The organism is Streptosporangium lutulentum, assembly GCF_030811455.1.
Lineage (GTDB): Bacteria > Actinomycetota > Actinomycetes > Streptosporangiales > Streptosporangiaceae > Streptosporangium > Streptosporangium lutulentum.
Map to the genome: position 1 here is coordinate 2,025,895 of NZ_JAUSQU010000001.1, position 15,260 is coordinate 2,041,154.

Annotated in this window: 17 protein-coding genes; 12 read left to right on the top strand and 5 right to left on the bottom strand. The window is 68.8% G+C overall.

The window, feature by feature from the left end:
* Positions 1-250: 250 nt before the first annotated feature.
* Entirely contained in the window at positions 251-1,108 is an 858-nt protein-coding gene (locus J2853_RS08500) for an SAM-dependent methyltransferase (RefSeq protein WP_307556424.1), read from the top strand.
* A gap of 313 nt (positions 1,109-1,421) precedes the next feature.
* Here J2853_RS08500 and araB read toward each other — a convergent pair whose 3' ends face one another.
* Positions 1,422-3,080, bottom strand: coding sequence for a ribulokinase (gene araB / locus J2853_RS08505; protein ID WP_307556425.1), 1,659 nt, complete (start codon positions 3,078-3,080; stop codon positions 1,422-1,424).
* A gap of 225 nt (positions 3,081-3,305) precedes the next feature.
* Here araB and J2853_RS08510 point away from each other — a divergent pair, with 225 nt between their 5' ends.
* The 7 genes from J2853_RS08510 to J2853_RS08540 all read left to right on the top strand — a co-directional run bounded on the left by J2853_RS08510 (position 3,306) and on the right by J2853_RS08540 (position 10,252).
* Positions 3,306-4,337, top strand: coding sequence for a LacI family DNA-binding transcriptional regulator (locus tag J2853_RS08510; RefSeq protein ID WP_307556426.1), 1,032 nt, complete (start codon positions 3,306-3,308; stop codon positions 4,335-4,337).
* A 192-nt stretch (positions 4,338-4,529) separates the two neighbouring features.
* A complete protein-coding gene (locus J2853_RS08515) occupies positions 4,530-5,519 on the top strand; it encodes an ABC transporter substrate-binding protein (protein WP_307556427.1) in 990 nt (329 codons plus the stop codon).
* 238 nt (positions 5,520-5,757) lie between these two features.
* Positions 5,758-7,281 (top strand): sugar ABC transporter ATP-binding protein, encoded by a 1,524-nt coding sequence (locus J2853_RS08520; protein WP_307556428.1) that lies wholly within the window; start codon positions 5,758-5,760, stop codon positions 7,279-7,281.
* Complete coding sequence (locus J2853_RS08525; protein ID WP_307556429.1) at positions 7,278-8,339, top strand: ABC transporter permease; 1,062 nt, start codon at positions 7,278-7,280, stop codon at positions 8,337-8,339. Before J2853_RS08520 ends, J2853_RS08525 begins: the two co-directional genes overlap by 4 nt.
* Entirely contained in the window at positions 8,336-9,325 is a 990-nt protein-coding gene (gene yjfF / locus J2853_RS08530; protein WP_307556430.1) for a galactofuranose ABC transporter, permease protein YjfF, read from the top strand. The genes J2853_RS08525 and yjfF overlap by 4 nt, the downstream gene beginning before the upstream one ends.
* Positions 9,326-9,416: 91 nt before the next feature.
* On the top strand, positions 9,417-10,031 hold the full coding sequence (locus J2853_RS08535) for a DUF2975 domain-containing protein (protein ID WP_307556431.1): 615 nt from the start codon (positions 9,417-9,419) through the stop codon (positions 10,029-10,031).
* Positions 10,031-10,252, top strand: coding sequence for a helix-turn-helix domain-containing protein (locus J2853_RS08540; RefSeq protein ID WP_307556432.1), 222 nt, complete (start codon positions 10,031-10,033; stop codon positions 10,250-10,252). Before J2853_RS08535 ends, J2853_RS08540 begins: the two co-directional genes overlap by 1 nt.
* Positions 10,253-10,256: 4 nt before the next feature.
* Here J2853_RS08540 and J2853_RS08545 read toward each other — a convergent pair whose 3' ends face one another.
* Complete coding sequence (locus tag J2853_RS08545; RefSeq protein ID WP_307556433.1) at positions 10,257-11,216, bottom strand: alpha/beta hydrolase; 960 nt, start codon at positions 11,214-11,216, stop codon at positions 10,257-10,259.
* A gap of 456 nt (positions 11,217-11,672) precedes the next feature.
* Here J2853_RS08545 and J2853_RS08550 point away from each other — a divergent pair, with 456 nt between their 5' ends.
* The 3 genes from J2853_RS08550 to J2853_RS08560 are packed head-to-tail and all read left to right on the top strand — an operon-like array spanning position 11,673 to position 12,923.
* Positions 11,673-11,921: a DUF6400 family protein gene (locus tag J2853_RS08550; protein WP_307556434.1), complete on the top strand. Its 249-nt coding sequence runs from the start codon at positions 11,673-11,675 to the stop codon at positions 11,919-11,921.
* Entirely contained in the window at positions 11,908-12,138 is a 231-nt protein-coding gene (locus J2853_RS08555) for a hypothetical protein (protein ID WP_307556435.1), read from the top strand. Before J2853_RS08550 ends, J2853_RS08555 begins: the two co-directional genes overlap by 14 nt.
* A complete protein-coding gene (locus tag J2853_RS08560; protein ID WP_307556436.1) occupies positions 12,090-12,923 on the top strand; it encodes an NAD(P)H-binding protein in 834 nt (277 codons plus the stop codon). Before J2853_RS08555 ends, J2853_RS08560 begins: the two co-directional genes overlap by 49 nt.
* A 127-nt stretch (positions 12,924-13,050) precedes the next feature.
* On the opposite strand, the gene J2853_RS08565 is transcribed toward J2853_RS08560, so the two are convergent.
* A complete protein-coding gene (locus tag J2853_RS08565) occupies positions 13,051-13,455 on the bottom strand; it encodes a hypothetical protein (RefSeq protein WP_307556437.1) in 405 nt (134 codons plus the stop codon).
* Between the two features lie 12 nt (positions 13,456-13,467).
* Positions 13,468-13,695 (bottom strand): ribbon-helix-helix domain-containing protein, encoded by a 228-nt coding sequence (locus tag J2853_RS08570; protein WP_307556438.1) that lies wholly within the window; start codon positions 13,693-13,695, stop codon positions 13,468-13,470.
* 134 nt (positions 13,696-13,829) lie between these two features.
* On the opposite strand from J2853_RS08570, the gene J2853_RS08575 reads away from it, so the two are divergent.
* Complete coding sequence (locus J2853_RS08575) at positions 13,830-14,513, top strand: SDR family oxidoreductase (RefSeq protein ID WP_307556439.1); 684 nt, start codon at positions 13,830-13,832, stop codon at positions 14,511-14,513.
* On the opposite strand, the gene J2853_RS08580 is transcribed toward J2853_RS08575, so the two are convergent.
* Entirely contained in the window at positions 14,510-15,178 is a 669-nt protein-coding gene (locus J2853_RS08580) for a TetR/AcrR family transcriptional regulator (RefSeq protein ID WP_307556440.1), read from the bottom strand. The two genes, J2853_RS08575 and J2853_RS08580, sit on opposite strands and share 4 nt — an antisense overlap.
* Between the last annotated feature and the right edge of the window lie 82 nt (positions 15,179-15,260).

Here is a 15,260-nt window from a genome sequence, read left to right on the forward strand (position 1 = left end):
GCGGCTCGGCGCCGGTCCCCGAGCTCGCTTTCGAAGGTGTCGTCCGTTCATCGCACGCTTCGGTCCACTGAGCGCGGCGTCACCCGTGAGCCGATGTCCGGAGGTTCGTGGAGAGCGCAGGATCAGGGTCGTGATCGGGTCTTCGGCGTCCGAATGACCCGCTAGATTGATCATGATATTTCGCGCTTTTGCACTAGCATCTACGATGATCAGTTAGCGAATCGGTAGACGATCCAGTGGGAGACGGGCCGTGCCTGACAGAGATGAAGACCGGAACGTGGCCGAGGACCGGCCAGAGCACGCGCCGTCCGGGATCGACGTGTCCAAGCCGAGCATCTCGCGGGTCTATGACTTCATGCTCGGTGGCAAGGACAACTTCGCCGCCGACCGTCAGCTCGCCGAGATGGCTTTGAAGATCGCTCCTGACGCTCCGGCGGCCGCGCGGTCCAACCGGGAGTTCCTGCGGCGCGTGGTGCGCCACCTGACGGCCGAAGCGGGCATCCGCCAGTTTCTCGACATCGGCTCCGGTCTTCCCAGCCAGGGAAACGTGCACGAGATCGCTCACGAGACCGATCCGGAGACGCGGGTCGTCTACGTCGACAACGACCCGATGGTCCTCGTGCACGGCAGGGCGCTTCTCGACAAGTCCGACACGACCACCGTCATCCAGGCCGACATCCGCGAACCGGACGCGATCCTGGAGCACCCGCAGGTCCGGAAGCTCATCGACTTCAACGAGCCGGTCGGACTCCTGCTGTTCAGCATCCTGCACCATCTCAACGACGAGGAGGACCCGGACGGCATAGCGGCCCGCCTCCGCGACGCGCTCCCCTCAGGCAGTTACATCGCGGTGTCCCACTTCCACAACCCGGGTGCCGAGCGTCCCGTCGTCTCCCAGCAGGCCGCCGAGGCCGAGCGGATCTTCAACGAGAACCTGGGCACCGGACGGTGGCGCACCCGGGAGGAGATCCTCGGCTACTTCGGCGATCTGGAAGTGCTGGAGCCGGGCCTGGTGCCGCTGGTGGAGTGGCGGCCGGATTCGTACGACGACCACGAGGTCGGCATCACCTACTACACCTACGTGGGCGGCGTGGCCCGGAAACCCTGAACGGAGCCGCTCCCGGCCGCGCGTCGAGCCGCCCAGGTGCGGTGGTACACGCGCCCGGATAGACGTCCGGCGGGCGTTCGACGGGCGGCCGACGGGTCCGTCGAACCGCTCGCCGCGCGGCGAGCGGTTCGACCTGACAGGGGCACCGGTACGAACCCGGGGCAGGAGGTCGTCGCCTCCGTCGAGACGGACGGCGACACGAGGCCGATGGAGTTCGTCGCCTCGCCCGGCGATCCCCGCCCGCCTTCCCGGAGGTCCGCCCGCCGGGAAGGCGGGGCCGGTCGCTCCTCGGCGCCCCCGGCGGCCTTTCGGCTCAGGAGGCCGCGGCGTTGCGGATGTTCCTCAGGGTGTGGAGCGCGTCGCTGCCGCCCCGGCCGAAGTGGTCGTGCAGCTCGGTGTAGATCGCGTACAGCGCGTCGTAGCTCCTGGCCCGCTCTTCGTCGGGCAGATACACGTTCTTGTTGATCTTTCCCATGGACTTGGAGGCGGAGTACACGTCGGGGTAGGCGCCCGCGGCGACCGCCGCGTGGATGGCGGAGCCCAGGGCGGGCCCCTGCTCGGAGCCGATGGTGCTGAGCGGACGCCTGGTGACGTCGGCGTAGATCTGCATCAGGAAGGGGTTGCGGAGCATTCCTCCGGCGATGACCAGCTCCGACACGCCGACCCCCGCGGCCTCGAAGTCCTCGATGATCGTACGGGTGCCGAACGCGGTGGCCTCCAGCAGCGCCCGGTAGGTGTCCTCGGGCAGGGTGGCGAGCGTGGAACCGATCAGCACACCGGACAGGTCGTGGTCGACCAGGACGGAGCGGTTGCCGCTGTGCCAGTCGAGCGCGACCAGGCCGTGCCGGCCGACCTTCTGGCCGGCGGCTTTCTCCGTGAGCAGCTCGTGAGGGGACAGGCCCCGCGCGCGGGCCTCCTCGTAGTAGTCCTCCGGCAGGCCGGAGTTGACGAACCAGGCGAAGATGTCGCCGACGCCGCTCTGCCCGGCCTCGTATCCCCACAGGCCGGGGGTGACGCCGTCGGACACCACCCCGCACATCCCGGGGACCTCGGCCAGGGTGTCGGAGTTCATGATGTGACAGGTGCTGGTGCCCATCACGGCGAGCATCTGGCCGGGTGCGACGGCCTGCGCGGCCACGTTCGTGACGTGGGCGTCGACGTTGCCGATCGCCACCGTGATCCCCTCGGGCAGCCCCGTCCACGCCGCCGCCCGCGCGGTCAAGCCGCCCGCCGCCGTGCCCATGGCCGACAGCGGATGCTCCAGCTTCTCGGTGAAATCGGCGAATCCGGGGTTCAGCTTGGCGAGGTACTCGGGGGAGGGCCGCCGGCCGTTCTGGTGGATGCCCTTGTAACCGGCGGTGCACAGGTTGCGGGTCTCACGGCCGCACAGCTCCCAGATGATCCAGTCCGCGGCCTCGATCCACCGCTGCGCGCGGGCGTAGACCTCGGGGTCCTCCTCCAGGACCTGCAGCCCTTTGGCGTACTCCCACTCGCTGGAGATCTTTCCGCCGTAGCGGGGCAGCCAGTCCTCGCCGAGCTCGGCCGCCAGCGCGTTGATCCTGTCGGCCTGCGGCTGGGCGGCGTGGTGTCTCCACAGCTTGGGGTAGGCGTGCGGGCGGTCCCTGAGGTCTTCCAGCTCGCACAGCGGGGTGCCGTCGACGGTGGTCGGCAGGACGGTGCACGCGGTGAAGTCCGTACCGATGCCGATCACCCGCTCGGGGGCGACCCCGGCGTCGGCCAGGGCCTGCGGGACGGCGTACCGCAGCACGTCCCGCCAGTCCTGGGGGATCTGGAGTGCCCAGTCGGGGCCGAGGGGGGCGTCCGTCGCGGGTAGGCGCCGGTCGACCACACCGTGCCGGTACTCATGCACGGCGGTGCCGAGTTCGGTGCCGTCGGCCACCGAGACCACCACGGCGCGTCCGGACAGGGTGCCGTAGTCGATGCCGATGACAACTGCGGGGTCGTTGGACACAGCGGTGCTCCCAGGGAATACAGGCGCGGATCAAGTGGGCTGATTGTTAGCGCTATCAGAAGTACCGGTCAAGGCTACAGGTAGTCACGATTCGGGGTACATCCCTCTGGCTAGGGCAATTTCGAGCACAAGAGACCTATCCGAAAAGTTTTCGCCTCTGCTATTGACAGCTTAAGTGTTATCGCAAACACTCTGGTAACCCCAGCGAAACATGGCGAGGAACCCATGACACCGAGTTTCGAGGATGGCAGGGCTCGTACCAGACCGGCGGTACTGGACGACGTCGCCGCACTCGCCGGAGTCTCCGCGATGACGGTCTCGCGTGCGCTGAACACGCCCGACAGGGTGCGTCCCGAGACCCGGGCGCGCGTCCTGGCGGCGGTGAGCGAGCTCGGATACCGCCCCAACTCGGCCGCGCGCCAGCTCGTCACGGGCCGTTCGGGGGTGCTCGGCGTGGTCAGCTTCGACACCACCCTGTACGGCCCGGCCTCCACGCTCTACGCGATCGAGCAGGCTGCCAGGCAGAACGACTACGTGGTGAACATCGCCAGCCTCGGCCTGCTGAACCGCAGGTCGATCGGGGAGGGCGTGGACCGGCTCCGCGCGCAGTCGGTTGACGGCATCATCATCGTGGCGCCGCACGAGTCGGCCGCGGAAGGACTGTGTCACCTCTCGCCCGACCTGCCGGTGGTCGCGGTGGACGCGGGGGAGGACATTCCCGTTCCCGTGGTCATGGTCGACCAGCGCGGCGGCGCCGTACGGGCGACGCGGCACCTGCTGAGCCTGGGGCACGAGACGGTGTGGCACCTGTCGGGCCCCGCGAACTGGATAGACGCCAAAGGGCGGGTCGACGGGTGGCGTTCGGTCCTCGAAGCCGAGGGCCGCCCGGTGCCCGAGGTGCCGGTCGGCGACTGGAGCGCGCACTCCGGCTACCAGCTCGGCAAACGCCTGGCGAGCGACCCGGCGGTCACGGCCATCTTCGTGGCCAACGACCAGATGACCCTGGGAGTGCTGCGGGCCCTGCGTGAGGCGGGCCGGCGCGTTCCCGAGGACATCAGCGTGGTCGGCTTCGACGACGTGCCGGAGGCCGCCTACTTCTGGCCGCCGCTGACGACGGTCAGGCAGAACTTCGGCGAGGTCGGCAGGCACGCCTTCCAGTTGCTGCAGAGCCGCATCGAGGGCGCCTCGGGAGGAGGACCGCGCATTGTCGAACCCGAGCTGGTGGTCAGGGAGAGCACCGGCCCGGTCAAACGCTGATCGCGGCGGGACCGGTGTCCGGCCCCGCCCCGGCCCGAATTGTTAACGTTACCCATAGCAAGCGCTCGACCAAGCCGCCGGCGGCGGGCTCCCCTTCGTCGGTACCGATATCGAATACGTCCAGGTCCGGGAGATCAGGCCCGGACCCGGTGACATCTCCTTCATCCCCCCAGAACAACAAGGAGAGAGACCATGTTCAGACGTGGTTTGGCGGCGGCCCTGGCGGCCGGAGTGCTCGCCTCCGTGCTCGCCGCCTGCGGCTCGGGTCAGGACAGCGGCGCGAGCCGGCAGGGCGGCGGATCGGACCAGATCACACTCGGCTTCTCGCAGGTCGGCGCCGAGAGCGGCTGGAGGACCGCGAACACCAAGTCCGTCCAGGACGCGGCCAAGGAGGCCGGCATCGATCTGAAGTTCTCCGACGCCCAGCAGAAGCAGGAGAACCAGATCAAGGCCATCCGCTCGTTCATCCAGCAGAAGGTCGACGCGATCGCCTTCTCACCGGTGGTCGAATCCGGCTGGGACACCGTTCTGAAAGAGGTCAAGGACGCCGGAATCCCGGTCATCCTGACCGACAGGGCGGTCGACTCCGCCGACACCTCGCTGTACAAGACGTTCATCGGCTCCGACTTCGTCGTCGAGGGGACGAAGTCCGGCGAGTGGCTGGTCAAGGAGTACGAGGGCAAGCCCGATCCGGTCAACATCGTCGAGCTTCAGGGCACCACCGGCTCCGCGCCCGCGAACGACCGCAAGAAGGGCTTCGGGGACGTCATCGCGGCCGACCCGAAGTTCAAGATCATCGCTTCGCAGACCGGTGACTTCACCCGGGCCAAGGGCAAGGAGGTCATGGAGGCCTTCCTGAAGGCCCACAAGGACATCGACGTCCTGTTCGCCCACAACGACGACATGGGTCTCGGCGCCATCGAGGCGATCGAGGGCGCGGGTCTCAAGCCCGGTACGGACATCAAGATCATTACTATCGACGGGGTCAGGGACGGGATGCAGGCCCTGGCCGACGGGAAGATCAACTTCATCGCCGAGTGCAGCCCCCTCCTGGGCCCGCAACTGATGGACCTGGTCAAGAAGGCCGTCAAGGGCGAGCAGATCCCCACGCGGGTGCTCACCGAGGAGACCACCTTCACCCCCGAGCAGGCCAAGGCCGCCCTGCCGGATCGTCAGTACTAGCGCACGCCGGACGCGGGCGCCGACCCCCGGCGCCCGCGCGCCGTGCGCCGTCCACCGCGGCGGGGGACACCCCGGCCGGCACCCGCCGGCCGGGGTGTCCCCACCGGACGCGCGAGAACCACCCTGGGCGCCCGACACCCCGGACCCTTGACGACCGTCCGGACGTGTAGCGGCCACGGGGACACCCCCACACGGTTCGACCACCAGGAACCACCCGAACACGCAGGGAGCCACAGGGATGGCAGAGCCCGCAGCGATCCTGGCGATGACGGGAATCACCAAGGAGTTTCCCGGCGTCAAGGCGCTGAGCGACGTCGACTTCCGGCTCTTCCCCGGTGAGGTGCACGCCCTCATGGGAGAGAACGGCGCCGGCAAGTCAACACTGATCAAGGCCCTGACCGGGGTCTACGACATCGACGAAGGCGAGGTCGTTCTCGAAGGGGAGGCGGTGCGCTTCACCGGTCCCCTGCAGGCGCAGCAGGCCGGTGTCAGCACGGTCTACCAGGAGATCAACCTCTGTCCCAATCTGTCGGTCGCGGAGAACATCTTCATCGGCCGCGAACCGCGGCGACTCGGCGCGATCCAGTGGAAGAAGATCCACCGGCGGGCCACCGAGCTGCTCAAACGGCTCCGGCTCGACATCGACGCCTCGGCCCCGCTCGGCACCTATTCCATCGCCGTGCAGCAGATGGTCGCCATCGCGCGGGCCATCGACATCTCCGCCAAGGTGCTCATCTTCGACGAGCCGACCTCCAGCCTCGACGCGAAGGAGTGCGCGCAGCTCTTCCGCGTCATGCGGCAGCTCAAGGACGAGGGCATCGCGATCCTCTTCGTGACCCACTTCCTGGACCAGGTGTACGAGGTCTCCGACCGTGTCACGGTGCTGCGCAACGGCCGCCTGGTGGGCGAGCGCCTCACCGGGGAGCTCGCCCAGATCGACCTCGTCGCCATGATGATCGGCAAGGAGCTGGAGGTCCTGGAGCAGCTGGACGAGCACCCCAAACGCTCCCCGGCCGCCCGCCAGGACGTCCAGCCGGTGGTCGCGGCGCACGAGCTCGGGCGCGACGGCGCCGTGGCGCCCTTCAATCTCGCGATCCACCGCGGAGAGGTCGTCGGCCTCGCCGGACTGCTCGGTTCGGGCCGGACGGAGGTGGCCCGGCTGCTGTTCGGGGCCGACCGGGCCGATCACGGTCAGATCCAGGTGGGCGGCACCCCCGTGGCCATCCGCGGCCCGCGTGCGGCGATGGCCCACGGCATCGCCTTCTGCTCGGAGAACCGGCGGACCGAAGGACTGGTCGAGGACCTGACCGTGCGGGAGAACATCGTCCTCGCGCTCCAGGCCGAACGCGGGTGGTCGCGTCCGATTCCCCGGCGCCGCCAGGAGGAGCTGGTGGACAAGTACATCAAGGCCCTGCGGATCACCCCCGCCAACCCGGACATGGTGGTGCGCAACCTCAGCGGCGGCAACCAGCAGAAGGTGCTGCTGGCCCGCTGGCTGATCACCGAACCACGGCTGCTGATCCTCGACGAGCCCACCCGGGGGATCGACGTCGGCGCCAAGGCGGAGATCCAGCGGCTGGTGGTCTCGCTCGCCGACGGGGGGATGGCCATCCTGTTCATCTCGGCGGAGCTCGAAGAGGTCCTGCGGCTCAGCCACAAGATCGCCGTACTGCGTGATCGACATCTGGTGACCGAGATGCCCAACGACGGGGTGGACGTCGAGCACGTCATGCGGACCATCGCGAGCGGAGCCGTCGCATGAGCGAACGCGTGAGCGCCCTGACCGGGCGGCGGCTCTTCTGGCCGGTGACCGCCCTGGTCGTTCTCCTGCTGGCCAACCTCCTCTTCACACCGGACTTCTTCAAGATCGAGCTCAGGGGCGGCCACCTCTACGGCAGCCTGGTCGACATCGTCCGCCTCGGCGCTCCACTGATCATGGTCGCCCTGGGCATGACCCTGGTCATCGCCACCAAGGGCATCGACCTGTCGGTGGGCTCGATCGTCGCCATCTGCGGAGCCCTGGCCTGCCTGTGGATCAGCCGGCAGGACGACCAGAACAGCGTCGGCGGAGTCCTGGGCGCGATCGGCCTGGCGCTCGGGCTGGCACTGGTACTCGGCCTGTGGAACGGCTTCCTGGTCGCGGGGGTCGGCATGCAACCGATCATCGCGACGCTGATCCTCATGGTCGCGGGGCGCGGACTGTCCCAGCTGATCACCGACGGGCAGATCCTCACGATCAACAGCACGCCGTACAAGCTCATCGGCGGCGGCTACTGGCTGACCGTGCCCTTCTCCATCCTGCTGGCCCTGGCCGTGACGGTCCTGGCCGTCGTGCTCACCCGCCGCACCGCGCTCGGCATGCTCATCGAGTCCGTGGGCGGCAACGCCGAGGCGAGCCGTCTGGCGGGCATCCGCTCCCGCCGGATCATCGTGATGGTCTACATCTTCTGCGCGTTCTGCGCGGGAATCGCCGGTCTGATGGTCAGCTCGAACGTCTCCAGCGCCGACGGCAACAACGCGGGACTGTGGATCGAGCTCGACGCGATCCTCGCCGTGGTGATCGGCGGCACGTCGCTGGCCGGAGGGCGCTTCTCCATCGGCGGCACCGTCGTGGGCGCCCTGCTCATCCAGGCGCTGTCCACCACCATCTACACCGTCGGCGTCCCGCCGGAGACGACCCTGCTGTTCAAGGCGCTGGTCGTCACCGTCGTGTGCCTCATCCAGTCATCGGCGTTCCGCGCCAAGGTTTTCCAACGCCGTCGCCGGCTGTCCGCGCGGACGGCCGCGCGGGAGAAGACGAAAGTCGAGGTCGCCCCATGACCGGTCTGACCGGCAGATGGCCGGAACTGCGGCGGCCCCAGGGCAAGTACATCCCCGTGCTGGCGACGTTGTCCCTGCTCGCGGTGATGTACGGGGTCGGGGCCGTCCGTTACGAGGCGTTCTCCGACGGACAGGTGATCCTCAACGTCTTCGTGGACAACGCCTTCCTGCTCGTCGTCGCCGCGGGGATGACCTTCGTCATCCTCACCGGCGGCATCGACCTGTCGGTGGGCTCGGTCGTCGCGCTGACGACGATGCTGTCGGCCTCGCTGCTGCAGGAGCAGGGGTGGCCGCCCTACGCCGTCCTGCCCCTCGTGTTGTTCATCGGCGCCTTCCTCGGCTTCACGATGGGCTGCATCATCCACTACTTCGAGATCCAGCCGTTCATCGTCACCCTCGCCGGGATGTTCCTCGCCCGAGGCCTGTGCTACACGATCAGCACCTCCTCGATCCCGATCACCGATCCCTTCTGGACGTCGATGGCGCAGTCGAAGATCAGGTTCGGGGAGTACTTCGTGTCGCCGAGCGTGGTCATCGCCCTGGTCGTCGTCATCGCCGGCGTGTACGTCCTCAGCTACACCCGGCTCGGCCGCAACACCTACGCGATCGGCGGCAGTCCCGCCTCGGCGCTCCTGATGGGCCTGCCCGTCGCCAGGACCCAGATCACGGTCTACGCGATCAGCGGTTTCTGCTCGGCGCTCGGCGGGGTGCTGCTCAGCTTCTACATGCTGTCGGGGTACGGCCTGCACGCGGTCGGCATGGAACTCGACGCGATCGCCGCGGTCGTCATCGGCGGGACCCTGCTCACGGGGGGATCGGGCTACCTGGTGGGAACAGTCCTGGGAGTTCTGGTCCTCGGCGTCATCCAGACCATCATCAGCTTCGACGGCACGCTGAGCTCGTGGTGGACGAAGATCGTCATTGGCGCGCTGCTCTTCGTCTTCATCCTTCTCCAGCGGGTCATCGGCGCCCGCAAGGCACCATGACCTCCCAGGTCGTCCGGTCTTGTCCCCGCGCCTGTTTATCGTTTATCGTTTTATCGAAAATCGATATCCATTCGCTGGGGGAGGACCTGTCATGGCCAAGCCGGGTGGGAACATCCGCAATCTGGAACTGGTGGTGTGGGTCGGGTTCGGGATCGCCCTGATCGGTGTGCTGATCTCTCTCACCGGCATCTTCGCCGGTCCCGGCGCCGGGACACGCCCCGTCGAGATCAACCCCTACAAAACCGCGAGCTCGGCCGATGACCCGGCGCCCCTTCCGACCGGCCCGCCGGGAGCGGTCAGCCTGATCAAGCCGGCGTCCGACTACACCCTGGTCATCGCAGACCCCGGCGTCTCGCAGCGTTTCCTGCTCGCGCTGCCCGATCTGCTGCTCGCAGTGATCATGAGTGTCGTCGCCGGTATTCTCCTGATGGTGATCCGGACTTTCAACCAAGACGATCCCTTCGTTCCGCGGAACGCGTGGAGGCTCTCGGTGATCGGCGTCCTGCTCCTCTCTCTCGCCGGTATTCCCGGAGTGGAGGAGCTGGCCCTGAAGGGGCTGCTCTCCGGCACCCCGCTGGAGAACACGCCCGTCCAAAGCGCCGAGAACTTCTCCTGGGCCCTCATCGTCGGGCTCGCCGCTCTCGCGCTGGCGGAGGTGTTCCGGCAGGGCAGCAAGCTCAGGGCGGACACCCAGGGGCTGGTCTGATGCCTCCGGAGGAAGAGCACCACGTCGTCGTGCACCTCGACAAGCTACTGGCCGACCGCGGAATGACCCTGACCGAGCTGGCCGACCGGGTGGGCGTGACGATCGTGAACCTGTCCATCCTGAAGAACGGCCGCGCCAGGGCGATCCGGTTCTCCACCCTCAGCGCGATCTGCCGCGAGCTCGGCTGCCAGCCCGGCGACCTGCTCGGCTACGATTCCTGAGGGCTCAGGCGGTTCCGAGCGCGGTGCGCAGGAAAGCGGTGGCCTGGGCGATGGCGGCGCGGGTGGCCCTGGTCTTGCTGAGCGAGTTGAGCAGCATGAAGTCGTGGACGGTGCCGTCGTAGCGCACGGTGGTGACCGGGACGCCGGCGGCCCGGAGCTTGGCGGCGTAGGACTCGCCCTCGTCGCGCAGCACGTCGGCCTCGTCGACGAGCAGGAAGGCGGGCGGCAGTCCGGCCAGTTGCTCGGCGGTGGCCTGGTTGGGGGAGGCGGTGATCTCCGCGCGCTGCGCCGGATCGGTGGTGTAGGCGTCCCAGAACCATTCCATGAGCTTGCGGCTGAGGTAGTAGCCGGTGGCGAACCGATCGTAGGAGCCGGTGTCCATGGCGGCGTCCGTCACCGGGTAGTACATCGACTGCTGCACGAAGGTGACGTCGCCGCGTTCCTTGGCCATCAGGGCCAGCGCGGCCGTCATGTTCCCGCCGACCGACTCGCCGGCGACCGCCATGCGGCCGGCGTCCAGGCCCTTGGAGGCGCCGTCGGCGGTGATCCACTGCGCGGTGGCGTAGCCCTGCTCGATGGCGACGGGATAGCGGGCCTCCGGCGAGGGGGTGTACTCCACGAAGGCGAACGCGGCCCTGGCGCCGACCGCCAGCTCGCGCACGAGCCGGTCGTGGGTGGCGGCGTTGCCCAGCACCCAGCCGCCCCCGTGCATGTACACCACGACGGGCAGCGTGCCGGTGGCGTTCCGCGGCTTGACGAGGCGCACGCGCACGTCGCCCACGGAGGCCGGCACGGTGATCCACTCTTCGTCGACGGGCAGCTTGTCGACCGGCGCGGCCTGAAGGTCGTCGAGGACCTCGCGTGCGGCGGCCGGCTCCAGCTCGTACAGGAAGGGGGGCCTCGAGGTCGCGTCGGCGAGCTCCTGCGCGGCGGGTTCGAGGACGATCGGGTTCTGAACGCTCATGTGAGTGCTCCTAATGAGAGCTTGTCGAGAGGCGGGCTACGCGACGGGCCTCTGGCTTCTCGTTCGAGCTCACGTCATCGGCACGGGCCACGTCCAGTGGAGTGTGCAGGAGTTGATCTCTGCATCATCAGGTTTTTGCAGGTTAAGCGGCAGATGTCCGCTGGATGAGATGGCTCCGCGGTGGCGTGCCGTCCGGCCTCGGGCCAAGAGCGATCACACCCGGGCGGTGACCATGACGTGCGTCACGAAGTGGCCATGAAAAGCGACATAAGGTATAAAAAAGGACACAAGTCCCTCTTTGGGGCCATCCAACCCCCGAGCCGCATTCGAGTGATCGCAAAGGACCGGCCATCTCCATCCCATGGCGGCCGGCTCCCCCCTTCCGGGGCCTCCGGCGGGCGTCTCCCCGCCGATCACACGGATGACACGTCCGCCGTCCCACGGGAGAGCCGCGCTTTGAGCCAGGACAGCAACGGCGAACATGCCGTCTTCGAGATCGACCTCACTCTGGAGGAGACGCGCCGCAGGGCCGCGGTCATGGCGGCGCTGGAGCCCGGCTGGGATCCGCCGGCGGTGATGCGCGGCGAGGAGGAGGCGTACGACCTCCTCTACTCCGGGCTCGACGAGCGGCAGCGGGAGACCTACGACATGCTCGTGGACGCGGGAGTCCTGCCGCGGAGAGGGCCGGGCCATGCTGCCGCTTGATCCGCACGCCGACCTCGGACGCAGGGCCTGGATCCCCTGCCCCCGGTGCCGCGACGACAGGGACTGCGGAGACTGCGGAGACAGCCGGAACTGCGGGGTGCACTGGCGCTACCTCATCGGCAACACCGGAAGCGTCCTGCACCTGCAGTGCCCGGGATGCACCCACCTGTGGAACCACGAGACCTCCTTCGGCGCCGGCGGGACCGCCCCCTTCTGACCAGGCCGGGGCGGTGGGGGAGAGGGCCGCCCGCGGGTTTCCGCGTCGCGATCGCCCGTACCCCGGACAAGACCGCCGATCTCACCGGCCGGGGCGTCGAGGTGCGGCGCGGTGACTACGACGACGCGGCCTCCCTCGACACGGCGCTCAAGGGGGTGGATCTCCTGCTGCTGGTGTCCGGTTCGGATCTGACGCCCGGGGTCCGCGTGGTCCAGCACCGGACCGTCCTGGAGCGCGCGGTCCGGGCGGGGGTACGGCACGTCGTCTACACCAGCGGCATCGGCGCCGAGAACGGCCAGGGCTTCTCGGCCGATCACGCCGCCACCGAGGAGATGATCGGTGAGTCAGGCCTGACCTACACCCTGCTGCGCAACACGTTCTACTCCGAGGCGTTCGTGGCCACCGCACTGGCCCAGGCGAAGGAGACCGGCGAGATCGTCTCCTCGACCGAGGGCCGGCCCCTCAACACGGCGCGGCTCCGCGACCTGGCCCTCGCGGCCGGCGCCGTACTGAGCGGATCCGGGCACGACAACGCGATCTACGAACTGCGCGGGCCTCTGTGGACCTACCCCGAGCTCGCCGAGGCCCTGGCGAGGGTCCTGCGCCGGCCGGTCACGTGTCGGGAGGTCACCGACGCGGAGGCTGGATGGCTCGGAAGCCTGTTCCCGATGGTGAGGGCAGGCGCCTTCGCCCAGACCGGCCCCGACCTCTCCCGCCTGCTCGGCCGGCCGGCCACCGGCCTCGAAGACACGATCACCGCGTTCGCCGAACGCGCCGGAGGCTGAGGAACGGCACGGCCAGGGGCCTCCGGCCGTCCGGGCGGCCCCCTCCGAACCCGACCCCTGTCGTTCCCGGTGCGGGTCCGTCGCGGCGGCCGACGGCGGTGCGAGCCGCGGCCGGCTCGGGCCGTGGTCAGGGCAGGGGCTCGATCTCCACGCCGGGGGCGATCGCGAACAGATCCTCCCCGCGATCGGTGACGATCTGCCAGCCGTAGCGCAGGCCGCACCAGGCGACGTGGGCGAGGGCGACGTCGGCCACAGCGAGATCGGCGATCTCGTGGGCCTTCTCCCGATCCTCGATGTGGTTGAGGTCCACGGTGGGGGAGGTGGTGAGCAGCATGAGCTGCCAGCGCAGGTCCTGCGGAAGGATGGCGAGGGCCTGGACGTAGGCGCTGACCGGGATGAGCAGGGTGATGGTGCCGGACCGCAGGGAGGCGGCGATGAGCGCGCGGGCGTAGAGATGCTTGCCCGTCGCGGCGGACACCAGGGCAGAGGTGTCGAGAATGCGGCCGGACCCGGCGGGAGGAAAGGTGCTCACCAGATCATGGTGTCAGGAAGCCGCGCGATCCTGCTCCATCCCGAGGGATCGCGCGGCGCGGTCGAGCTCGGCCTGCGGGATCGGCCCCCAGGCGTCGGTGAGACGGGAATGGACGGACAGGCGGGTCGCGCGCTCGTCGACCGCGAGCCTGACCACCTGGGCCATGGACAACCCCTCGGCCTCGGCCATGCTGCGCAGGCGCTCGTTCTCTTCGTCTTCGAATCGGATGGTCATCGCCATGTCGTCAACTGTAGCCGACAGGTGATACCACACACTACAGCTTGTGGTATCACTGGAGATTTCCATGGCTTTGGTGCACCGGGCGGAGCGCGAACCGCACGGCCGTGCGAGGCTCGTCTGAAGGGGGAAACGACATGCGCATAGTCATCGCGGGCGGGCACGGGAAGATCGCCCTACGGCTGGAGCGGCTGCTCGCCCAGCGCGGCGACGAGCCGGTCGGCCTGATCCGCCGGCCCGAGCACGAGCCCGACCTCCGGGCGATCGGCGCCAAGGCCGTCCTGTGCGACCTGGAGCAGGCCGGTCTGGAGGAGGTCACCGCCCATCTGCTGGGGGCCGACGCCGCGGTGTTCGCCGCGGGGGCGGGGCCGGGCAGCGGCGTTGCCAGGAAGAGCACCGTCGATCGCGGGGCCGCGGTCCTGTTCGCCGAGGCGGCCGAGCGTGCCGGGGTGCGCCGCTTCATTCAGATCTCGTCGATGGGAGCCGGCAAGCCGCCCGCACCGGGTTCCGAGGAGGTGTGGGTGGCGTACATCCAGGCCAAGACCGACGCGGAAAGCGATCTGCGCACCCGTGACCTGGACTGGACGATACTCCGTCCCGGAGGCCTGACCGACGATCCGGGAAAGGGCAGGGTCACGCTGTCGGAGCCGCCGCTGCCCCGCGGCCAGGTTTCCCGGGACGACGTCGCCGCGGTGATCGTCGCGCTGCTGGACGGGCCCGGCGCCCGTCACCGGAGCCTGGAGCTCATCGGGGGAGACGACCCGATCCCCGACGCCGTCGGAAAGCTGGAGGATGGTTCGGGGAGGGCGTCGGAAAGCTAGGGGACGGCCTGGGCCTCCCGCATGGGGGGCTCGGCGGGAGGGACGCCTGGCAACGAGCTCGGGCGGTCGGTGCGCAACCCGTCCAGGACGATCGCGAGGTTGCGCTCCCACTGTTCGGCGCCCGCCGTGATGCGCAACGTGTGCCCGCCGGTCGCGACGGCGGCCAGCAGGAAGGGTACGTCCTGCCACGCGACGTCCCGGCGCATCGCGCCCGCCGCCTGGGCGCGCTCGACCAGAAGCCGGATGCGCTCGCGCAACTCGGCCAGGATTTCGTCGAGGGCAGGCCCGCAGGCACCCCCCAGTGCCTCGCTGATGCCGCAGCTCTCGGCACGCAGTCGTACGAAGACGACAGAGAAGTCATGGAATCCACGCCAGGGGTCGGTGTCGTCCAGGGATCGGTCCGCCAGGTCCAGAGCCTGGCCGAGCACCTCGATGACCACCGTCTCCAGCAATGCCCCACGGGAGGGTACGCGCCGGTAGAAGGTGCCGATGCCAACCCCGGCCCGGCGGGCGATCTCGTGCGCGGTGACGTCGATGCCGACCTCGGCGACGGCGGATCGGGCCGCCGCCACCAGCCGCTCGAGGTTGCGCCGCGCGTCCGCGCGGGGTCGGCGACCCGTGCCATCCAGAAGTAGCCGGTCCACGGCGCTGCCCGACCTGCTCATACGGTGATCCTACCAACAAATGGACTTCTGAAGTCCGGTTACTCTATATTTCAAAACGGACGGTTATGGTCCGTTTATATGC